The organism is Leptolyngbya sp. NK1-12 (assembly GCF_032598965.1).
Taxonomy (GTDB): Bacteria; Cyanobacteriota; Cyanobacteriia; order Elainellales; family Elainellaceae; genus Elainella.
The window spans coordinates 975,271-996,902 of record NZ_CP053586.1 but is presented as its reverse complement, the minus strand read 5'-3'; the positions used below and the strand labels follow the sequence as shown (position 1 = coordinate 996,902).

At 51.3% G+C, this 21,632-nt stretch carries 20 protein-coding genes; 9 read left to right on the top strand and 11 right to left on the bottom strand.

Annotation, left to right across the window (positions count from 1 at the left end):
- Positions 1-127: 127 nt before the first annotated feature.
- The 5 genes from HJG54_RS03730 to HJG54_RS03710 form a co-directional block, all read right to left on the bottom strand.
- Positions 128-796 (bottom strand): DUF2301 domain-containing membrane protein, encoded by a 669-nt coding sequence (locus HJG54_RS03730; protein ID WP_316433443.1) that lies wholly within the window; start codon positions 794-796, stop codon positions 128-130.
- Between the two features lie 260 nt (positions 797-1,056).
- Positions 1,057-2,223 carry a sugar phosphate nucleotidyltransferase gene (locus HJG54_RS03725; protein ID WP_036001949.1) on the bottom strand — a complete coding sequence of 389 codons (1,167 nt, stop codon included), beginning with the start codon at positions 2,221-2,223 and terminating at the stop codon, positions 1,057-1,059.
- A 219-nt stretch (positions 2,224-2,442) separates the two neighbouring features.
- Positions 2,443-3,351, bottom strand: a complete 909-nt coding sequence (locus HJG54_RS03720; protein ID WP_316433440.1) for a segregation/condensation protein A — start codon at positions 3,349-3,351, stop codon at positions 2,443-2,445.
- Between the two features lie 155 nt (positions 3,352-3,506).
- Complete coding sequence (locus HJG54_RS03715; protein ID WP_211621553.1) at positions 3,507-3,719, bottom strand: hypothetical protein; 213 nt, start codon at positions 3,717-3,719, stop codon at positions 3,507-3,509.
- Between the two features lie 398 nt (positions 3,720-4,117).
- Positions 4,118-4,939 carry a carbohydrate ABC transporter permease gene (locus tag HJG54_RS03710; protein WP_316433439.1) on the bottom strand — a complete coding sequence of 274 codons (822 nt, stop codon included), beginning with the start codon at positions 4,937-4,939 and terminating at the stop codon, positions 4,118-4,120.
- Between the two features lie 243 nt (positions 4,940-5,182).
- On the opposite strand from HJG54_RS03710, the gene HJG54_RS03705 reads away from it, so the two are divergent.
- The gene (locus tag HJG54_RS03705; RefSeq protein ID WP_036001940.1) at positions 5,183-5,878 is read left to right on the top strand and encodes an aldehyde oxygenase (deformylating); all 696 of its coding nucleotides are present in this window, start codon (positions 5,183-5,185) and stop codon (positions 5,876-5,878) included.
- A gap of 101 nt (positions 5,879-5,979) precedes the next feature.
- Here HJG54_RS03705 and HJG54_RS03700 read toward each other — a convergent pair whose 3' ends face one another.
- Complete coding sequence (locus HJG54_RS03700) at positions 5,980-9,252, bottom strand: alpha-mannosidase (RefSeq protein WP_316433436.1); 3,273 nt, start codon at positions 9,250-9,252, stop codon at positions 5,980-5,982.
- Between the two features lie 166 nt (positions 9,253-9,418).
- On the opposite strand from HJG54_RS03700, the gene HJG54_RS03695 reads away from it, so the two are divergent.
- The gene (locus HJG54_RS03695) at positions 9,419-11,203 is read left to right on the top strand and encodes a hypothetical protein (protein ID WP_316433435.1); all 1,785 of its coding nucleotides are present in this window, start codon (positions 9,419-9,421) and stop codon (positions 11,201-11,203) included.
- 4 nt (positions 11,204-11,207) lie between these two features.
- Here HJG54_RS03695 and HJG54_RS03690 read toward each other — a convergent pair whose 3' ends face one another.
- The 4 genes from HJG54_RS03690 to HJG54_RS03675 all read right to left on the bottom strand — a co-directional run bounded on the left by HJG54_RS03690 (position 11,208) and on the right by HJG54_RS03675 (position 13,850).
- On the bottom strand, positions 11,208-11,996 hold the full coding sequence (locus HJG54_RS03690) for an anti-sigma factor domain-containing protein (protein WP_316433433.1): 789 nt from the start codon (positions 11,994-11,996) through the stop codon (positions 11,208-11,210).
- Between the two features lie 10 nt (positions 11,997-12,006).
- Positions 12,007-12,603 carry a sigma-70 family RNA polymerase sigma factor gene (locus tag HJG54_RS03685; RefSeq protein WP_036001931.1) on the bottom strand — a complete coding sequence of 199 codons (597 nt, stop codon included), beginning with the start codon at positions 12,601-12,603 and terminating at the stop codon, positions 12,007-12,009.
- 178 nt (positions 12,604-12,781) lie between these two features.
- On the bottom strand, positions 12,782-13,606 hold the full coding sequence (locus HJG54_RS03680) for a creatininase family protein (protein WP_316433432.1): 825 nt from the start codon (positions 13,604-13,606) through the stop codon (positions 12,782-12,784).
- A 43-nt stretch (positions 13,607-13,649) separates the two neighbouring features.
- Positions 13,650-13,850, bottom strand: a complete 201-nt coding sequence (locus HJG54_RS03675) for a hypothetical protein (RefSeq protein WP_316431171.1) — start codon at positions 13,848-13,850, stop codon at positions 13,650-13,652.
- 708 nt (positions 13,851-14,558) lie between these two features.
- Between HJG54_RS03675 and HJG54_RS03670 the strand changes: the two genes are divergently transcribed.
- From HJG54_RS03670 to HJG54_RS03660, 3 genes are all read left to right on the top strand, one after another.
- Positions 14,559-15,173, top strand: coding sequence for a hypothetical protein (locus HJG54_RS03670; protein WP_316433431.1), 615 nt, complete (start codon positions 14,559-14,561; stop codon positions 15,171-15,173).
- Positions 15,174-15,314: 141 nt separating this feature from the next.
- Entirely contained in the window at positions 15,315-16,208 is an 894-nt protein-coding gene (locus HJG54_RS03665; protein ID WP_316433430.1) for a Uma2 family endonuclease, read from the top strand.
- Positions 16,209-16,462: 254 nt separating this feature from the next.
- A complete protein-coding gene (locus HJG54_RS03660) occupies positions 16,463-17,230 on the top strand; it encodes a sterol desaturase family protein (RefSeq protein ID WP_316433429.1) in 768 nt (255 codons plus the stop codon).
- Positions 17,231-17,386: 156 nt separating this feature from the next.
- Here HJG54_RS03660 and HJG54_RS03655 read toward each other — a convergent pair whose 3' ends face one another.
- Positions 17,387-18,244 (bottom strand): hypothetical protein, encoded by an 858-nt coding sequence (locus HJG54_RS03655; protein WP_316433428.1) that lies wholly within the window; start codon positions 18,242-18,244, stop codon positions 17,387-17,389.
- Positions 18,245-19,210: 966 nt separating this feature from the next.
- Here HJG54_RS03655 and HJG54_RS03650 point away from each other — a divergent pair.
- The 4 genes from HJG54_RS03650 to HJG54_RS03635 are packed head-to-tail and all read left to right on the top strand — an operon-like array spanning position 19,211 to position 21,619.
- Complete coding sequence (locus HJG54_RS03650; protein WP_316433427.1) at positions 19,211-19,546, top strand: cation:proton antiporter subunit C; 336 nt, start codon at positions 19,211-19,213, stop codon at positions 19,544-19,546.
- Positions 19,543-20,976, top strand: coding sequence for a cation:proton antiporter (locus HJG54_RS03645; protein ID WP_316433426.1), 1,434 nt, complete (start codon positions 19,543-19,545; stop codon positions 20,974-20,976). Before HJG54_RS03650 ends, HJG54_RS03645 begins: the two co-directional genes overlap by 4 nt.
- On the top strand, positions 20,973-21,356 hold the full coding sequence (locus tag HJG54_RS03640; RefSeq protein WP_036001912.1) for a Na+/H+ antiporter subunit E: 384 nt from the start codon (positions 20,973-20,975) through the stop codon (positions 21,354-21,356). Before HJG54_RS03645 ends, HJG54_RS03640 begins: the two co-directional genes overlap by 4 nt.
- A complete protein-coding gene (locus HJG54_RS03635) occupies positions 21,353-21,619 on the top strand; it encodes a hypothetical protein (RefSeq protein WP_036001909.1) in 267 nt (88 codons plus the stop codon). Before HJG54_RS03640 ends, HJG54_RS03635 begins: the two co-directional genes overlap by 4 nt.
- Positions 21,620-21,632 lie beyond the last annotated feature (13 nt).

Below are 21,632 nucleotides of genomic sequence, written 5' to 3'. Positions count from 1 at the left end.
GTCGATTCAGCAGCCAACGCCCAGTTAAATCTGCCGTCGCCCATACCAGCCATTCAGCCGGAACTCGTGTGCTTGAGCCTGTGTCAGCTTCAGTATGCCCAAAAGCATCGACGAGCTACAGGAGGATCTAGACCACTGTCTGCTGCTTGGATTGCTGCTTTAGATACTCGAATACGCTCTTGTCTCCAATATCGGGAGGAATGGGCTGAAAGGCTTTTCGGAGAGCAAAGATTACGAATAGCACGGCCCAAGCAGCCAGCAGGATTTTTTCTGCGATGAGCGGCAGAACGCCCAACCAATGGCCAAGCAGCAGCAGCGGCACAATCAGCGTTAAGAGTTTGGTTTCTAACCGATTAAAACAAAATGCTTCTTTGAAAAAAATGCCCGTCAAAGCAGCGAAGGTGAAGCCAACGCCCAAAATGGTCTCTGGATGCTGATACACTGTGACAGCAAACGGTTCGGAGTAGAAGTGGGCCACCGACAAGGATGCTACTGTACCAATCAACCAAAAGATCTGGAGTGCTCGATGCAATGCGGCCAGATAGATATGGATGGTTGCTAAACCCACCCCTAGAGCAACCGTAAATAGGGTGTAGAGCGGAGTCATCGCCATCTGCACGGCTGGATCATTAGCTCGCCAGAGTACCAGTGTTGCCCCAATGGCAAAACACAGGGCGGCTACCATCAGTCCGGCTCGATAAATCACCACTCCTCGGCGATCCGCAGTGGTAATTGTAAATTCGCCAAATTGCCCCTGGTAGACTACAAGTTCTATCGATTCCGTCGCTGCACTCATATGCATTACCTTGAGTCCTTCATTCCCTAGGATACTGTGAAGCAGAGAGCACAGCAGAGAGCAGTAGTGAAAGACGGAATCTTGAGTTTTGAGTGTGCTGCGATCGGCAGAGGGGTGATGCTGACAAGAAGCGAGGGGCAGGAGCCGCTTGGCCTTGTATGCAACACGGACTCGCTAGGTCGGGCAGAGATTGACCTGCCGGGTTGGAGGAAACTGCTAGCAGCCCACCAGCCCATTTGCCCTCGTTCTTTAATTTCCACCTATTTGCTGTCGATACTCAGCAGTTCCACAATCGCCCGGTGCTCTTCGGGTGGACTAGCTGGCATGATTTGACGAGTATCCGTAATCAACCAATCGAGGGCGGCAGCCTGTACATCGATCGCGGCTCCCGTCTTATCGACGCAGTAACGACCGTACACTAGCTTATCCACCAAGCGCACCCCCGGCCCCAAGCGAGAGTATTCAAAGATCACGCTATTATCTACTGTGGCATTGCTACAAATATGGCAGCTTGGGCCAATCATCGCCGGACCAATAATGGTGGCACCATCTTCAATCCGGGTCATGCCGCCGATGTAAACCGGGCCTCGAATGTCTACCTTGTCCCAATTCACGGCTACGTTCAGGCCAGTGTAAATTCCCGGCGCAACTTCCTGTCCTGGGATTTGCACATTTTTGATTTTGCCGCGCAACACATCTCGAATGGCTTGCCAGTAGTCGGGCACTTTGCCAATATCCACCCATTCAAAGTTCATGGCAATGGCATAGAAGGGAGCACCTGCCTGCACCAGCTTAGGAAAAAGCTGGCCACCAATGTCATATTCCACACCCGAGGGAATGTATTTGAAAATCTCTGGTTCAAAAATGTAAATCCCGGTGTTGATGTTGGTGCTCAATGCCTCGGCTACTGAGGGTTTTTCCTGGAACGCTTTGATCCGCCCCTGCTCGTCTGTCACCACCACACCATAGCTGGAGACTTCTTCTCGCGGCACGGTTTTGGTCACAACAGTAGCGATGGCTCCCTTCTCCCGATGTTGACGCACTGCTTCGGTGAGATCGAGATCGATCAGCGCATCACCACAGAGCACCACAAACGTATCGTTAAAGAAGGGGTTGAAATCCTGGATACGTCGCATGCCTCCGGCTGAGCCTAATGCCTCTCCAATTAGTTCGCCATCAACAATCCGGCCCTCGAACGAATAGGCAATTTGCACGCCAAAGCGTTGACCATCCCGGAAGTAATTTTCAATTTCGTGCGCCAAATGGCTGACATTGACCATGATCTCGTTGAAGCCATGCTGCCTCAAGAGTTCGACCAGAAACTCCATTACGGGCTTTTGCAGGATCTGAATCATTGGCTTAGGGGTGGTATAGGTGATTGGACGAACCCTCGTCCCCTTACCGGCTGCCAAAATCATGGCTTTCATAAACTTCTAGTCCTCTTCAACCTGAGCTGTTGACACTGGATGCGCAATACTGGATGCGCAATGCTGGATGCACGATAACAACGCAGTTAGCTCTCTCCAGTTTTTCATAATCTTTGAAAAAGATCAGATCGGCTACGACAATTTTGTAGAATTCACATCCAATTCACACTACAAGCAAAACTCAACGAAATCATGATGATGAATTTCGCAAGATTTCAATCAATCCAACGGTGGTAGAGCTGCATCCGGGGCATCGGTATCTTCCGAGGGAGGCACCAGACTGCGAATGTGCAGATCTTGGTAAAACTCTTGTTGTGCCAGCTCCACTTTAGATTGGGCTGACAAGAATAATAGTGCCCAAAACACGCCCACCCTATCGTGAATGGTTGGGGCATGGGTGGGGGCATGAACTGTGGAAGCAGACGGTTCGCTAGGTTTGGCTTTTGCTGAGCTGGGGGATGGTGCTTCGATCTGAGCAGCTGACCAAAATTGCAGCAGTGATTCAAAATCTAGCCAGTCTTGTTCCTGATTGACCTGATTGAACTGTTGCCAATGCTCAGCCAGAAATGTCTCTAACACCGCCGCAATTTCCGACAGATTTTCTTCATGGGCCAGTTGGGCAATGGCTCGCATCGCTTGGGTGCGGGACTGAGGTCGGGGCCGCCGCACCGATCGCCGGGGTTTGGGATCCGCCATTGCTGTCGCGATCAGATTCAGCTGAGCGATCAACTCCTGCAAGGTGACTTGCCGCTTCTGCACTGGTGGGGCTGTCGCTCGACGCCGAATTTGCTGCTCCAATCGCATCAGAAGCGGACGGTCCAGGATGACATCTTCTAAAAACTCAGCCGGCTCTACCTCGTTGGTATTGTCGGACTCCAAACGAGCTAAACTATCCGCCTTCAACAACAGCAAAATCGAAGCATAGAGAAATGCTTGTCCAGATTCAAACAAATCTGCCTCATAGGGTGGCCGCCCTGTTGAACCTGATTCTGTGGCTTCTGTCGGCTTTAACTTACTCAAGAAGCGATCGATCACCTCGATCACCTGCACATCCCAAGGGTCAATCTCTCCCCGCTCTGCCAAATCGATCAGTAGAGCAATGGCATTCTGAGCCAGGGAAAGAGTCATGGCAAGTTTGGCATAACGGCTACTACCTGATACTAACGCGAACAAAGTAAATTGCCGCCAGAAAAATTAGCCCCAGCAAACAGAGGGGGACCCAAAGACTCCAGGGGTTAAGGGGGTCAAAAAAGCCTGAGCCATTCATTTGCTTAAGTGGATGCTTAAGTGGATCTAAACTTAGGTAGCTGCCGTTGATTTTTGACCATTGCCTGCAACCGCTCCAAGGGATATTCGGCAATGAAGCTCTCCCAGGATTTTGCATAGCCTGCAGCGTTGTAGACGTAGAGGACTCCCCCAACGGTGCGGCTAGAGGTAATCAAATCAAGTGCTCTAGCTAGGTTCAAACACTGAGTAAACTCATTTGGAGTAGTCATTTTTACAGTTTAGGTCCAAATTATTCTTTTAAGGTTAAAGCGAAGCAGCTAGACTGCCAGAACAAAGTAGCGATGGCAGGTACCGCTTACATCAGCAATTCTGCAACCGAACCACAGTCAGCCCTCTCTAAAGAGGCATACCAGCTGGTGTGACTCAGATTGCCCTGATCTAAAGTACTTAGATCTTGCCATGTTTGCCGTAATTTCGCCGCTAAGTTGGGGGACAGTAACATTTCTTAAGGTATCAAATGTCAGTGAGCTGCTTTTATAAAGCTCTGTTACTGCCTATCCGATTTCCCTGACTACCTACAAATCAGTAAGCTCGTCAGAGTTTTTGAATTTCAAAACTCCGAAGGGTTTTTGGATAGGCTCTAATGGCCTCTACTAGTTTCACAGGGTCAGCTCTTGATTCCGGATGCGGCAATTCCGCGAGTGAACTGGCGCTGGCAGGCTATAAACAGCAGGACGATCGGTAGAGTCGCAATTACAACCGCTGCCATCAGCAACGACCAATTGTTGGTAAACTGCTCTTGAAATTCGGCTAAGGCAAGCTGAACGGTCCGCAGCTCCGGCCTGGTAGTGAATACCAGCGGCTTAAACAAATCGTTCCACTCTCCAATGAAGGTGAAGAGAAATAGGGTCAGCATGGCGGGACGAGCCAACGGCAGAATGACTCGAACCAAGATTTGCAGTCGAGTGGCCCCATCCAGAGCGGCAGCTTCCTCTAGCTCCACAGGAATGGTCTGAAAAAACTGTTTGAGCAAAAAAATGCCAAAGCCATTAGCCGCAGTAGGCAGAATTAGCGCGCCGTAGGTGTTGATTAAATGGCCCGTTTTCAGGATCAAGAAAATTGGAATTACTAGGAGCTGAAACGGAATCACCAGGGTAGCTAAAATCACCAGCAAAACGGTTTGCCGTCCCCAAAACTTGAGGCGAGCCAAAGCATATCCCGCCAGGGTGGAAGTCAGAATCTGGAAGCCGGTCACGGCCAGCGCCACCAGAGTTGAGTTGGCAAAGGCTAAGAGAAAATGGCCCCGCTGCCATGCGGCTTGTAGATTGGCCAAGGTCCAGCCTTCGAGCAATGGTGTAGCACTAAAGGCGGCTCTCAGCACCACAACTAGAGGCAACAAAACTAGGGCTGCGCCCACTAGCAGGAGCACCAGATTCAGCGCCTTCAGAAAGCGAGTCAAAAAACGAATCAAAAAATGATCGAACTGCATCTCTGTCTTTCTAGAGATCCGAACGGGTAAGGCTTAATTCATCATTGAAGCTTATGGATCGCTTCATTAACTAGAGTTTGATTCGATGGACAGGACAGGCTTATGAATATTTGTTTTGACCCGGTAAGGTGTAATCTGGAATCATCTAAGTATTTGAACCCAGACGCCTAGTTTGAATGCTTTAACTAAGTTGATAGTATCCATAGAAATCGGCACATTTCTACCGAAGAAACGAGGGACTTTATGCAGCAGCTTGAGATCAGCCCTGACATTGATTTTCATAGCGAAACTTACAAAGACGCCTACAGCCGCATCAATGCCATTGTGATTGAAGGCGAGTTGGAAGCCAACGCCAATTATCAACGGCTCGCTGAGCTACTGCCAGAATCAAAAGATGATCTGCTTGGCTTAGCAAAAATGGAAAGCCGCCACATGAAAGGGTTTCAAGCCTGTGGACGTAATCTTCAAGTAACTCCCGATATGGAGTTTGCCAAGCAGTTTTTTGCGGAGCTGCACCAAAACTTCCAAATTGCCGCCGCTGAGGGCCGAATTGTCACCTGTTTGTTGATTCAGTCGTTGATTATTGAGTGCTTCGCGATCTCGGCCTACAACATCTACATTCCAGTTGCCGATGACTTCGCGCGCAAGATCACGGAAGGGGTGGTCAAAGACGAGTATTTGCATCTGAATTTTGGCGAAGAGTGGTTAAAGGCCAACTTTGAGTCTTCTAAGGCCGAGCTAGAAGAAGCCAACCGTCAGAACCTGCCGATTGTTTGGCGGATGCTCAACCAGGTAGAGACCGATGCCCGCGTCCTGGGTATGGAGAAAGAGGCTCTAGTAGAGGACTTTATGATCAGCTACGGCGAAGCCCTGAGCAATATCGGCTTTGGTCCGCGTGACATCATGCGGATGTCGGCCCACGGACTGGCTGCTGCTTAAATGGTTTGATTCAGATCTATAGAATGTTTAGAAGGCGATCCATTGGGTCGCCTTTATTGTTGCCCTATTGCTGTCATATTGTTGCTATCAAATCCATCACCCTAAATTCGCTCGAATCGGTAGGTGGCGATTTGCCAGGGGTTAATCGGACCAGAAGCTGAAGTCGGTTGCTCTAGCAGGTCAACCCGCGTGCCGTTAGGGTTGATCACTTGCCGCAGGGTTGCGCCCAAACCATTCTGCCAGTTGAGGGTGGTGGTCATGCCGTGCGTTTCGTAGCCGCGCAGAATCAAGTGATTGGGATTGTCCTCTGCTGGCTTGAAGGCCGAAAGCAGGAAATTGCTGGGCAGCGACAAAAAGTCGCCGATGGGCGGCAGGGTGATTCCGCCTCGGCGCTGTAGGGAGCTGGGTGCTACTACTAGTACCCGCAACGGCTGATTCAGCTCATAGCCGCGTCGCACAGTTTGGGCGGTTTTCCAGTCGCGGTCGTGGGGGTAAACGGCATAGGTGAACTGGTGTTGACCCAGATCGGAGTTGGGGTCGGGCCACTGGGAGCCGCGCAGGAGGGATAGCCTGAGCTGGTTGGGGGTGGCGTCGTAGCCGTGTTTGCAGTCGCTTAAAATGCTGACGCCGTAGGAGTCGCTGCTGGCGGTATCGCTGAGATCAGCCCAGCGCAGGGCGGGCACTTCCCATTTGGCTCGTTCTGCCGGGGTTTGGGGTCGGGTGGTCCGCTGGATTACCCCGCAGGGGATCTCGTAGGTGGCACGAGCCGCATTCATGTTGAACGGAAACGCTGCTTTGACCAGGACATGGCGTTCCTGCCAATCAACCTGGGTGTTGATCTTGAGTACAGACGAGCCTTTGTCCAGGATGTAAACCTGAGTGAAGGTGGAGCGACCGATGCGACGAATCACCTGGATTCGGGTGGTGAGACTGCCCTGATCTGCGTAGACAATTTGCTGCAATTGGGCTGGCGGCAGCGGATATTGGGCGTAGTTGGGAGCAATATCCCAGGCATCCCAGTATTGGCCCTGATCGCGGAAGGCTTGCAGCTCGTTGCCGCCTCGGCTGAGCAAATCGCGTTGGTAGGTTTTATCAAAGAGCTGGGACAGGTTGCCTGTAGCTCGATCCACCGCGACGCGCAACCGCTCGTTTTCCAAGACGAAGTTGGTATTGTTCACCGGCGGCACCGGATTGCCCGTACTGCGGGGCAGCACCCAGAAGCAGCGATAGCCAATCGCCGGCACAGCTTCTGCCTGAAAGAAAATTTGACAGTAGGTGGTAGCGCCTTCTCGCCAACAGTGGGGCTGGGAGGGAATTTCCCGCCCGTTCAGGTCCCAAATTTGCCAGAAACAGGCGCGTTCATCCTGGGTTTGCTGCATCGACACCGTCACGAGTTCGGAGCGAGTCCAGCTCAGGGGGTTAAACACCACAACTAAGCGGGCCTGCGGATGGGGTGGAGCCGGTCGGTCAATCTGGGCTGCAATGGCCTGCATCGCCTGTTGCCGCACATTCCAGCCGGTATCTAGGGCCGCCTGCCAGTCTCGATTGGCATCGACAAACACTTGCGGAATGGATGTACCGGGCAGAATATCGTGAAAGTGGTTAAACAAAACTTTTTTCCAGGCGGCCTCTAGTTCGGCTTTGGGATAAGCAGCCCCCGTCAGCAGCATGCTCAGAGAGGCAAACAGCTCTGCTTCGTGTAGCGTGTCCTCGCAGCGGCGGTTGAACCGCTTTTGGTCGGCATGGTTGATGTAGCAGCCGCGATGAAGCTCTAGGTAGAGTTCGGAGTTCCAGAGGGGGAGTTTTGAGTTTTGAGTTTTGAGTTTTGAGTTTTGAGTTTTGAGTTTTGAGTTTTGAGTTGGTTCGTTTGGAGCTTCTTGATTGGTTGGTTGTGATAGTTGGTTTAGATAGGCTTGGGCGGTGGTGAATTCGAGTTGGGGGAAGAAGGGGGATTGCTGCCAACGGCGGGTCAGTTCTAGCATGTCGCGGGTGGGGCCACCGCCGTGATCGCCAACGCCAAGCAGCCAGAGGGCTGTGGAGAGGCCGGTTTGTTGTTCCCAGAAGCAGCTATAGCGGGCCATTTTGACTGGGTCGATGCCTTCGCCGATGGGAGCGGAATGGAGGCTGAGTACCTGAGTGCCGTCAGGCGATTGCCATTGGTGGAGCTGGTAGGGAAACTGGGTGGTATCGTTCCAGCGCAGCTTTTGGGTGACAAAGGAGTCCACGCCGCCCTGTTGGAGGAGTTGGGGTAGCTGCCAGTTGAAGCCAAAGGTATCAGGCAGCCAAGCAATGGTGCCCTGTTGACCGAATTTTTGCTGGAGGTAACGCTGGCCGTAGAGGAGCTGGCGAGCAATCGATTCACCGTTGGCAATATTCAGTTCTGGCTCGATCCACATGGGTGCTATAGAAACATCCCAGGTACCGGCTTTCACCTTGGCCTGAATCGCGGCAAACAGAGCGGGGCGGTTTTGCTCTAACCAAGCGTAGAGAGCTGGAGTTGTATGACAAAAGGTGAGTTCGGGGAAGTCTTGCTGCAAGTTGAGCACCGACCGAAAGGTGTTTTCCGCCACCTGCCAGGTCTCGTTTACCGGCCACAGCCACGCCATATCCAGGTGGGCATGGCCTACGAGCTGCAATCGCCGCTGTTTGACTAGATCGCTGAGGGGTTTGAGCTGTTCGCGCAGTTTCGCCAGCCCAGCATCAAAACTCTGACGGTCGGTGACGCTGAGAACAGACCAGGGCAGTTGGGCCAGCGCCGCGGCCAAATTCGCTAGTTTTTCCGGCGCGAAGGCGTTGAGGAATTCCTGTAAAACGGCCAGTTCGTCAGCGACAAAGGCGGGTTCGGCGGTGGGATTGACAGCCTGTGAGGCCAGCTCATAGAGGCAGGTGGCCCGCACCAAGGCTCCATTGTCATGGCCGGGACTTTCCAGCCGCAGCAACACATCTACCGTATCCCCAATTTTGACGGCTCGACTCAGCAGAATTCGGGTGGAGCTATCGAACAGATCGCCCTCCTGCACCAGTTGACCGTTGACGTAGATCTGCGCCCGTTCCGCCCACCACAGCAAGGCCAGCCGCAAGCTTAGCCCCTGGAGGTAATAGCCCTGCAAATTGTGCGGCACCCCGATCCGTTGCCCCAGCCACAGCACCCGCCGCCCCTTTGGCCAGGTAATCTGATTGTTTGCCGTCGGAGCCACCTGCGCCCAGGTTTGCCAAGCCGATAGTGCTTGTGCCAAGGACAGATCGCCAGAGTAGCTGCGCCAGTTGACCTGAACATCGCGCTGGTTGAGTTGCCGCAATCGACGAATCGCGTCGGTAATTTGGCTATTGGTCGCGGAATTCCGCACAGCAGAAGGAATGGCTGAGTAGGTCATATTTCCGGTTAAGATCAGGGCAGTGCTGCTGGAAAACTAGGGTTGAAAAACGGGTACTGGAAAACTAAGTCTAATGATTGGCTAACAGTTCTGCCACCGGGTTGCTCCCCCTGGTTCGCCTCAATTGCCACTCCAGCCTGACTGCTCTCGTTTCTCGGTGTCAACCATGTCCGGACACTACCAAAGCAAAGTTTTTAATTTTCTGCTGCGGCAATCGCTGCGGCTGCAAACGCAAACAGCACAAACTTGGCGACACTTAAAGGTGGCAACGGTCTGGGGTGTGCAAATTTTGCTGTACCCGATCTATCTGGGATTTCAGACGACACGATTGATTGGTAGACAGCTTCAGCAGGCCGCTCGTCAAACCGTACCACGCCTGCGGGCCGCAACCCAAGCGATTGGGTCATCGGGTTCCCTAGCTGCCGATACCCCGATCCGCAAGACCTTGGCTGCCCTGACTTCGGTGCAGGTGAGTTTACCCGGCAGTCAAGACATTCTGTTGCTTCCGGCGGAATCCGAGTCGAATCTGGAGCGGGAGCTGGCCCTCTATGCGCGGCAGCATCCCGATCAGCCCATGACGATTCGGATGAAGCCAGTTAGTTCAGCCGCCGTTGCGATTGATGCGAGCGCTGCTTCGGTCCCGGATGTATCGGCAGTCCGAATTCAGGGGATTGCCTCCCGATTGGAGACCGGCAGTCTGGTTCTCGTGACGACGCGCAACCAGATTTTAGATATCTTGACTAGCGATCAGCAGGCCGAACTAACGCGCCGCATGGTCTGGGAGCTAGCCAGCTATTGGCGACGACGACGACTCACCACCCCCTCCCAGCAGCCGCTCCTATCCAACTATTTACCGCTAGCTAAGGTCCAGCCCAACGCCCTACCGCCGATTCGTTTGTTGCAGGCAATCATGGCCTGGATGCAGCGGGGTTCGGTAGCGGTAGCTCTGAATTTGTTTCAGGAATCGCGTCTTGGCTATGAAACAGGCGGCCTCTTGCTACCAAGCAGTCCGGTTGATGCAGGGATGAAATCGGCCCAGCCCGCTTGGGTCGCCGTTGAAGCTCAGTTTTATGACTGGCTAGAACGAGCCGGAGAAACCGCCAGCGCTCTGCTGATTGCCGGACTCTCCGCCGGACTCGATGCCTTCAAACAGACCAGCTTCCAACGCAACGGGGGGCAGCTTCAACCCGCTGAGTTCACCCCCGCTCCGCTTGGACAGCCAACCGATTCCATCTCCTCCCTGCCCAAAGATTTGGCAAACGATTGGTTCGCCCTGATCGATCACTGGCTGAGTCAACTTCCCGGCCTGAGAGAACAGCCACCAGCCTTGCCTTCTCAGACCACAGCCTACCCCTGGTTGACGATGGAGGATCTGTTTGAGCTGCCCAATGCCGCTCAGGGCACTCGTACTGTAACTCCGCCTGCCCCAACCAGTACTGCTGCCGCAAGTGATCCCATAACCAACAACAATCGCAACTGGCTCAAACATTCGCTGCGCCGAATTTTGCCACAGAACTCAGCCCTCCGCCCGGTTGATCAGACCAATTGGGAACTGACCGATACCGCTGCGCTAGAAAAAGCAATCAAATCTAGATTGGCAAACTTGCGTCAATCCAAATCATCTAATGATTCAAATGATTCAGCCGTAGTGCAATCGTCCTCAACTAATCTGCCCGCGCCATCTGCTGCCGAGGAATGGGACGCCGATCTGCATCAGGCTCCAGCGTCTGCCTGGGCACGCCATCCCCTCCAGCCACCTTTGTCCTCGCTGGATACAGCCAACGAAGAAGAAGCCGCTATGATGCCGCCAAGCTGGATTGAGGCTGAGGCCGAGGTTGTTGGCTATGTCAAGCATCCCCTAGAGCGCCTGCTGGAATGGATCGACAAAGGCATGGCTTGGATCGAGAAATGGATTGCTCGGATTTGGCGATGGGTGACCCGCAAGTCCTGATTCTCTACCCTCGACTCTTCATCACCAACTCGCCCTGCGGTACAGGTGGAGCCGTGGCCGATTCGGCAGTAATTAGGAGCTGACTGGGAGCCGTTTGGCATCGAGCTTCCGAAATCGACCAGAGAGTTGAGACTGTGCCGTTGGTCCCTGTGTTGAACTGGCCGCAGTAGGCAGGATTTTTGGAATTTTTGGGCATGGCCCAGAGGCGATAGGCTTGTCCTTGCGGCAGTTGTGGGAGATTTTGCGCCACGACGAGCACCTGCTGCTGTTGGGGAGTAATCACGATGCTGCCAGAGGCTCCGACTGCGTTTTCTGTTCCTTCCAGGGCATAGATGCGGGCATCGGGCTGTTGCAGAGCTGCAACAATCGGACGATTGGTTTCGACTTCTTGACGCAAACGCTGGTTTTCTAATCCCAGGGCCAGCAAGGCCGCCGCCGCAATGGCTCCACCCAGTCCCCACCAGTGGATGGCAGGACGGGGTTTGATCGGCTGGGGAGGCTCTGATTTGTCTGGTTGCAGTCCAGCATGGGTGGGGTCAAACAGGCGCGGCAGCGGTTCGTCGGCTTGAGCAGCGGCCAGAATTGCCTCCCGTAAATGAGCGGGGGGGTCATGTTCCGGTACATCGTAGGGAATCAAAGCCAATACCTCCTGAAGGCGATTGACCTCCTCGGCCAATTCGGGATGCTCGGACAACAACTGCTGCAACGCCTCAGCTTCCTCTGGACTGAGGTTGCCAAGCGCGTAGCCTGCAATTAAGTCTTGCCAATTGTCGGGTCGCGCAGAACGGGTCATAGCACAGACGTTAGATATAGTCTTGTAAAGTTTGTCGAAGTTTGAGTAATCCTTGCCGAGAGCGGGTTTTGACAGTTCCCAGGGGAATGTTCAGCCGCTTGGCGATTTCCGACTGGCTCAGCCCTTCGTAGTAGGCAATTTCCAGCACTTGACGTTCGGTTTCTGAAAGTTGGGCTAGGGCATCCCGAATCAACTGAGCGCGCTCTCCGACCGATGCCTGCTCTAGGGGCGTAGTGGAGCTAGGTTCGGTGCGGACAATGCCTTGCAACCGCTGAATTACCCGCAGTCGAGCACCTTTAGACCGCAGTTTGTCAATGGCGCGCGAGCGGGTCATGGTGGTGAGGAAGCTACTTAACGATCCGCGGCTCGGATTGTAGGTGTTGCGCCGCCAAAGCGTCAGAAACACGTCCTGAGTAATGTCCTCCGCCTCTTCAGAGTTTTCCAGAATCTTGAACGCAAGGCTGTAGACCAATTTGGCATAGCGGTCATAGAGGATGCCGAGGGCATGCACTTGCCCTGCTGCCAAAGCAGTCAGCAATTCCAGGTCAGATGATTCGGATGAGATTGAAGCGGCTGTGGGTCTAAGCGCAGAGGAATCTGGATTCATGTGCTTTCCTAGAACAGCTCCGAGATTGGGCGGGGAACAGATAATTCATGATCATCTGCCATGATTTTAATAAGGATTTGCATGATCATCTGCGGGCTACCCGATCTCGCTTAACTCTCTGATATACGCAAAACAGGCTCCACTGGATTCACAAACTGGATAGCTGCACTACAACTTTTCATTGCAACACCTGAGCAGACTTCCACGCCTTGGGTTGCTGAAACTGGTAAATATCGCGGATCACCTGTGCCCAACTCGCTCCTAAAGAAGCCAGAATCTGATCGCCTTTGGCTTTGGTGGCCACAGTTGGATCGCCCAGTACCCCGCTGCGGCTCAGATCGCGGGTGGTCCAGGCAAAGGGTAACTGGCCTTCCATGCTGAGTAAACTCTGGGAGGGTAAATCTTGCGGATATTCGCGCACAGCCGCCGCCATGTTGACCTGCTCTGGCAAAATCGACAGCAACAGGCTGGTTTCTGCATCGCCAGCGTGAATGCCCAACTCCAACTCCTGTTCTGTCAGTAACTCAGGCGCTGCATTCGGCACGCGCCACACAAACAATGGAAACACCATCAAATCTTCGTGCTGCTGATGCAAATCCCGCGCCACGATCTCCATAATCTGCGGCTGGCCGCCATGTCCATTTACTAAAGCAAACTTGCGAAACCCCGCCCGATACAGGCTCTGTCCTACTTCCATCAGTGTTGCCGTCAGGGTAGCGGCAGTTAGGGTAATTGTGCCCGGAAAGTGCCAGTGCTCGTTGGATTTGCCATAGTAGAGCGGCGGCAGCGCATAGGCCGGCACGTCAGCTTCCAATTGTTCGAGGGCGTTTCCCAAGACAGCTACACTGATCGCCGCATCCACAATCAGCGGTAAATGAGGACCATGCTGCTCAATCGCACCCACCGGCTGCAAAATCACCACATTCTCGCGGTCGGGCATTTGAGCAATGTCGGTCCAGGTGAGGTAGGGAAAGAAACGCTGAGGTGGAATAAAGCTGTGCATAGGGTTGGAAATGGGACGATGAAGTTAGAGATTTGATCGGATCTTATCGGATCAACATCGTCATGTATTTGTCTCGGCCAAAGGGAGCCGGAATCAGGGGCGTGAAGCGGCTGCGGTCGGTGGCAATCCGCCTGACGTAGAACTCGTTGATTTGGTGGATCAGTTGATCTCTTGTACCAATAATCCAGATTTGCACGCCAGCATGATCGCCTGCGTCTAGCAGTTCGTTAAATTCAGTAGTCATATTGTATAGCCTCGCTTGTGTTGATTTCAGTCAAGAAATCGCTCAAGGCGCATGCCTGACTTCAGAGACGCATCAAACGAGGTGCCTAGACGGTATCGTTGCACAGTACAATCAACACAGCCTTGCTTCCTGCTCATTCCAGGAAGTCAGGTGAGCTGGTCCTTAAGTGGTAGGAACACTTTTGGATCAGCGCCCGAGTAGTCTGCCTTGAGCGGGCATACTAACCTTCTTCGGGACCGAGAAGCACTAGTACCGCAAAGCATAAACTAAAGCATCGAGAAACACAAGCGTGTGAGTGCAATTGTTAACGGTTGCTGAACGTTGCCTACAATGGAACCACTCGCTTAGCTCAAACCATTGCTTCACAAAATGTAGGGGTCTGCTCAGAATTTTGTGTCAATCCAGCGTTTGACTTTGCACTTCTCTCACTCACGAATCAATTGCGGGCTAATCGGGAAGGCTGCTGTAGGCGCAGCCTGCTCGTAGAGTAGCAGGCGAAGCAAGAGGTTCAGTGCACTACCCTGCAGAAACGCAAGCGTATATTGGACTTGCTATTGCTTAATCTGCGGAACATTGAGTATCACCTGCCCAATCACGATAGGGTTTAAGCAGTCATCATCTCGCCCAGATCTAGCCAAATCTAATCGCCTACCGACTCTAAGCCCTTGTGCTATCGTCAAAATAGAGTCTCGTCAATCCGAGGAAGCTATGGTTAGGCGGGGAGTAATTTGCTTGGGAATGCTGGGCATTGTGGCAATCGGTGCCCTGTCGGGAAAGGCGGCTGAGTTGCCTAGTGCTGAATTGCCCAATGTTGATTCTGCTGCTCTAGGAACTAGCAGAAATCTGCCTTGGTCGGAGCCGGTTCAAATTGACGACCCGTTTGAAGGCAGCTTTGTCGGTGTATTTGACCGTAACTACTTTTACGAGCGTTTTCTCAACACCACTGCTCGTATCGAGGTCCAGAGCCTTTGGAGTCCGCAATCGGTACGGTTTTTGTTAGTCGCCCGTGATCAAGATTGCTTGAGTCGGCCTTTTCATTCTGGCTTCTCTTTTGATTTAGGTTGTTCCGAGTTTAATTATGCTCGCACTCTCACTAGTCTGTTTATTAAAATTAACGATCAGGTGTTTCAAGTTTCTGGGCAGAACAGCACCTTCCCAATCAGCGAGGAGTTGGCTGAGGCGTTACAAAATGCACCAGAGGGCAATATCAGTATTCGCCTGATTACAGAAAGCGGTGAAACGATTGACAGTGAAATTGGCCAAGGAACGGTCGAAGCCTGGAAAACTGTATATGCGCCTCAAGCTAGGGCAATGGTTGAGTAAGATCACAGCACAGCGACTCAGGGAGATTTTGCTACTGCTTGCGTAAATTTAGCATCATCTGCAAGCAGTATGCGCTGGGCAAGACTTCTCTGGAGGGGTTTCCGTCTATATAATTGAAAAAACTTGCTGGAGGTACGAGCCATGCTTCCGGAGACCACCTTGAATCTTCAGACTGACGAGTCATTGGATTGGGAAGCCCCATCCCCTCCAACTGATTTGATTTTTGATGATGGAGAACCCTTGGAAAGTAATCGACATCGCATTGCCATGAATGTGCTGATCCGCTCAGCACAGCAAGCACTTTTATCCCGACCCGATAGTTTTGTAGGCGGCAATATGTTTGTCTACTACAGCCGCAACCAAGCTATGAACCGCGACTTTAGAGGCCCCGACTTTTTTGCTGTATTAGGGGTAGAAGCGAATCGAGAGCGACAAGGTTGGGTCGTTTGGGAAGAAGCCGGTCGCTATCCCGATGTGATTATCGAACTGCTTTCTCCTAGCACTGCTGCCGTTGATCGGGGAGTCAAAAAAGACCTCTACGAGCAAGTTTTCCGCACGCCCGACTATTTTGTTTTTGATCCCTTCGCTCCTACTTCCTTAGCAGGCTGGCGGCTCGATTTAGCTAGAGGCTATCAACCCCTAGCCCCCAACCATCGCGGTTGGCTCTGGTGCGAAACTCTAGGTCTATGGCTGGGCACTTGGGAAGGGGCAATTGATTGGGAACCGGCATCTGGGAGTTGTCTATGGCTGCGGTTTTACACTCCTGAGGGGGAGCTAGTGCTACTCCCAGAGGAAGCTGCTCAGCAGCGGGCTGAGCAAGAAAAGCAGCGGGCTGAGCAAGAAAAGCAGCGGGCTGAACAAGAAAAGCAGCGGGCTGAACAAGAGAAACAGCGGGCTGAGCAAGAAAAGCAGCGGGCTGAACAGGAGAAACAGCGGGCTGAACAAGAGAAACAGCGGGCTGAGCAAGAAAAGCAGCGGGCTGAGCGCTTAGCTACAAAGTTACAGGAACTAGGAGTTGACCCATCAACGCTGTAAATTCTTCTTGCAATCCTCAAGTAGAGAAGATGCTTACCCATAGCGTCGAGAGCATTGGGTTGTCAGTGATCTTCAACTTTCGGCTGGATTAACATCACCCTGTAGGTGGTCAAAAATTCCTTTAGATTTTTGTATCCTTCTACTAAGGTAAAAGGATTTAACATAAGGTGAGACCCTGATGGATCAACTTGTCATGTTAAGTCTTGTTCCTTACGTCGAAGGAGCTAGCAGATCAGGAGTAGCAAGGAGATTGAATGATAGATCACTCATTTGGGTTCTACGGCATTGCTTTTTTTGCAATTATTTTATTGCGCTATTTCCTAATAGCAGGAGGAACATATTTATTTTTTTATTCACCATTCAGCCAAGTTTTTATTAATCATCCTTTGCAGTATCAATCTCCAACCTGGCAGTCAATTTGGCATGATATTAAACTTTCTGTCCTATCAGCTGGGATATTTGCATTAGCGGCAGCGTTTATCATGTCAGGGTATAGTTGGGGCATTACTCGATTATATAGTTATCCTCAACAATATGGCTTTTGGTATTTAGGAATTAGTTACGTAGCTGTATTAATACTTCAAGATACTTATTTCTATTTTACTCATCGATTATTTCACCATCGCTTACTGTTTTCTTGGTTGCATCGAGGTCATCATTGTTCACGTCATCCTACCCCGTGGACTTCGTTTGCGTTTGACCCTTTAGAGGCTGTTGTTCAATCTCTATTTCTGGTTGGAATTGTCTTTATTATTCCACTTCACCTGATCACTTTAATTGCCGTACTTGTTACGATGACGGTATGGGCAGTGGTAAATCACCTGGGGATCGATCGGCTACCTCTATCGTTTCCCCATGATTGGCTAGGCAGATGGTTTATTGGTCCGGCCCATCATTCGATTCACCACCTCAAATACAGAGTGCACTATGGTCTGTATTTTACCTTCTGGGATAAGCTGCTAGGCACTCATGACCCTGATTACGAGGAGCAGATGCGCAGCAGGGGTTGTCGTTTTCAGTGACCATCAGGAATGGCGACTCTGGGAGAAGCGTTGCGATCTTTACTGAACTGACTTCAGCAGGGGAGAGTTGCTCGAACTGAGCCGATATATTGTAGGCCAATTAGGTGAGATAACCTGGGGGAGATCAGCTCAGGTGGCTAATGATTAAGTGCTGCTTCAAGTGCTGCTAAAGTCTTTGAATTTCTGGCTCATGAACTGACTGGATAAATTCAAAAGGTTCCCAACGTAATCAGTAGCGGCTAGAGTATCTGTATCTGGGTCAATCTTCAGGGCGTCAATTGAATTTGTATCACCTACAAGATTGCTTGCTATAAACCTTGCGGTGCCGCGACTTTGCCAATAAGAGCCATGAGCATCGCTGACTCCTACGGCCATTGCTGCGTGGGTTTGACCAAAGGTTCTTGCAGTCTTCTCAGCAATATTGGCATCTGCCCAAATGTATCGATCGCGAAAGAACAGATTTGGGATACTTTCTATATTCAAGCTGGACTGAAGTGGATAAGCAATTATATCTGATGCATGCAGGATATTCAGCCATCTGAATGGCTCAGCGTTGTAGCGAGCTAGGAATGTTCTAATCTGCTTGGGCGTAACATCCAGCATCATATTAAAGAACAAAATGGGTGATCCCATTGTAGTTATGCTTTTTAGTCGCGCCTTCCTAGGCAGGCTTTGAGCAGACGGAGCGATCAAAGACCGAATCGTATAGGCTGGATCATCATCTGCGAACCGATCTGAAAACAGTGCATCCCACAAAATCACCGTTCCCAAAGAATGGCTGACAATATGCAGCTCTGTTTCTTGAGAATGATATTTCAAAAATTTGTAGAGTTGCTCAGCAATAGTATCTCGAATATCAAAGCCCCGTTCTGGATTAAAGTAGGTCAGCGTATCTCCAAAGAATTGAGAAATGAAATTTTCTCGCATTTCTTGATAGCGAAAGACATCGTGAGTATCAGATTGAGGATTGCTGGCTTTGAGAGCTTGCAGATCGTGATGAATCCAGTTCCACATCTGTCCGGTTTGCTTAAATACATTGCCCCAAAAACCAGCATAAAAATGGGGTAACGGCTGTTTGCGGCGATTAAATTCATTGCGGAGCAGATTCTATAGCGGTTTGGCATAGTCAGCATTTTTGGTTGCTACTCCATGTAAGAAAAATACCAGCATTTTTCCCAAGCCTTGAATTGACGTAGTTTAGTATTCCCTGGAGTGCATGAACTGGGTACGTCTTCGATACAATAAACTCATCGCGCTTCAGACATGGCAGTGGGTCAAGCTTCTTCCAAACCGCTGACGTTCGATGAATTTCTTAAGCTGCCGGAAACCAAACCCGCTAGTGCATTCATCGGCGGTCAAATTATTCGCTGACCGCACCCTAGCTGTATATGCAGCATAAGCAGCGCCAAACGTATCGCATTCCTGTCCCTGCTGCCGAGTCCTTTAACCTGACAATTGGGCAACTCTTTGGTTAGCTAGAGGAATAAATCGGGGTTCACTAACTGATCCTGGGGGCTTAGATTGCTTGAAAGGGAAGAGGCCGAATCCACAGCGAGGATTGGGGTGCTTCAGGTTTGAGTGGTGACAGGCTACCGCTGCTTCGGCTTGCAGATTGTTTATTCAATTGCCGAATCTGATAGGCATATTTAATCATCGTCGACAGGTCTCGTCAGAAGCAACCGAATCAAGTATCATCAAATTACTATCGATAAATGCTTAATCATTGTTATTAGTCTATGCTCACTATGTAATTTAGGTGGGTAGGAGGAGAGTAAGGCACCAGGGTCGGCAATTTTGGTTAGCGGCGGTTGCGATTTGGGCTGGCAATTGATTGCCAGGTCCGGAGTCGCGGCCAGAGTTGAGTCAAGCCATTGAGTCAACGGCTGAAACTAATGGCTGGAATCAGCGTATCGTGAACTGCGATTTTCGGTTGGTTTTTCGGTTGAGATAATCATGAGACGCGGTTAGGGAAGGGGAACTGTGTTAGAAGCCTGTGTATTTGCAACGATATTGTGCGGATTCTTTGGCATCGTCCTGAAACAGAATCTGGTGATGAAGATTATTTCGATGGATGTGATGAGCACTGGGGTCGTCGCCTATTACGTGCTGATTGCATCCCGCAATGGCTTGTTCACACCAATTCTTTCGGACGCCAACCGTGGCGCTTATGCGGATCCGGTCCCTCAGGCGGTGATTTTGACCGCGATCGTGATTGGCTTTTCGATCCAAGCCTTGATGCTGGTTGGGGTGATGAAGCTGGCACGGGATAACCCAACGCTGGAAAGCAGTGAGATCGAGAAGGGTAACACGCCATGAATATAATCACGATTGCCTGGATTGCCCTGCCCTTTTTTCTGGGGTTTGTAATTTACCTCTGTCCCCGATTTGATCGGTCTCTGGCCCTAGTAACCTCTCTAGCATCGGCGGCCTATGCGGTGCTGTTGTTCACTCAGCCCATACCGGTCGCATTGCAGTTGCTCGATCATTTTGGCGTCACCCTGATAGCCGATTCGCTCAGTGGCTTCTTCATTTTGACGAACGCGCTGGTGACGATGGCGGTGCTGTTCTACTGCTGGCAGAGCGGTAAAAGTGCCTTTTTTTACGCTCAGGCGACTATTTTGCATGGTAGTGTCAATGCTGCTTTTGTTTGTTCCGACTTTATTAGCTTGTATGTGGCGCTGGAAGTTCTGAGCATTGCAGCATTTCTACTAATTGCCTATTCCCGCACCGATCGCTCGATTTGGGTGGCGCTGCGCTATTTGTTTGTCAGCAATACGGCGATGCTGTTCTATCTGGTGGGCGCAGTGCTGGTGTACCAAACCCATCATTCGTTTAGTTTTGCCGGATTGCAGGATGCTCCAATTGAGGCAGTGGCGCTGCTGTTCCTGGGGCTGTTGGTGAAAGGTGGAATTTTTGTATCGGGCTTGTGGCTGCCCTTGACCCACTCCGAATCGGAGACGCCGGTATCGGCTTTGCTGTCGGGGGTGGTGGTAAAGGCAGGCGTATACCCGCTGCTGCGCTGTGCTTTGGTATTAGAAGAATTCGACCCGATTGTACGGCTGTTTGGGGTTGGAACGGCGCTGCTGGGAGTGGGCTATGCCGTATTTGAGAAAGATACAAAGCGCATGCTGGCCTTTCACACGGTTTCCCAGCTAGGATTTATTCTGGCAGCTCCTGTTGTGGGTGGCTTTTATGCCCTGACTCACGGTCTGGTCAAATCAGCGCTGTTCTTGATTGCCGGTGCCCTGCCGAGCCGCAATTTCAAGGAGTTGCAGCACAGGCCAATTCACACCCCGATCTGGATTGCCTTGGTGATGGCAAGTTTCTCGATTTCTGGATTTCCAATGCTGTCGGGCTTTGGGGCAAAGGTGCTGACCATGAAAAGCTTAGCGCCTTGGCAGCCAATGGCAATGAATTTAGCAGCATTGGGAACGGCCATCTCGTTTGCCAAATTTATCTTTTTGCCCCATAAGTCCCAAGAGTCAGCTAGCGTCAAACCCGGTTTTTGGGCAGCAGTAATTTTGCTGATCGGTGGGTTGCTGATTGCTAATGTGGTGTATTTCGAGGCATATACCCTGGCAAATATTGCCAAACCGTTAGCGATTATAGGATTGGGCTGGGTGGCTTATTTTGCTATCTTTCGCCGCACCACTGTCAAATTGCCGCGGGTGCTAGAGGAATTTGATCATCTAATCGGAGTGATGAGCTTGATGTTGATCTTACTGTTTTGGATGGTGTGGGCATGATCGGACATCTGATTCTGCGATTAACTATTTGGTTCCTGCTCACGGCCAATTTCAGTTTGGCCAATATCATCATTGGCGTAATCATTGCTCTGATATTACCCAGAGGCTTCCCGGGTTCTGAGCGGTTCAGGGATTGGCTGCAATCGTTTTGGAAAATCATCGTTGCGATTCCCCAAGCCTATGTTGAATCATTCGACATGATTCTGAATCCGCATCTTGAAGAAGAGATCGTCATGGAACGGGTGCCAGCACCCCGCTCGTCGCGATTGATCTTCCTAGATGTGTTTCTGATTACCTTCACACCCAAAACGATTGTTGTGAAATACCACGAAGAGGGTTGGTACGAAGTTCACTATGTGCGCAGGAGGAAGAGACGATGATCCTGAACCTGGCGTTGATTGCCATGATTCTGGCCCTACTGATTCCAATTTACACGGTTTGTAAGGATCAAGATATTTGGCAGCGAATGTTAGCCTTTGCCAGTGTGGCATCTAAGGCAGCGATTCTAATTCTGGTGATTTCGGTGCTGCGGGATGACTGGATGATTGGCGTGGTCGGGGTGATTATCCTCAGCGTTGGCAATGCTGGATTGATGCTGCTGGCCCATATTATCAAGCGCATGAATGATTTAGCGAGCACATGAATGATTGAAAGCT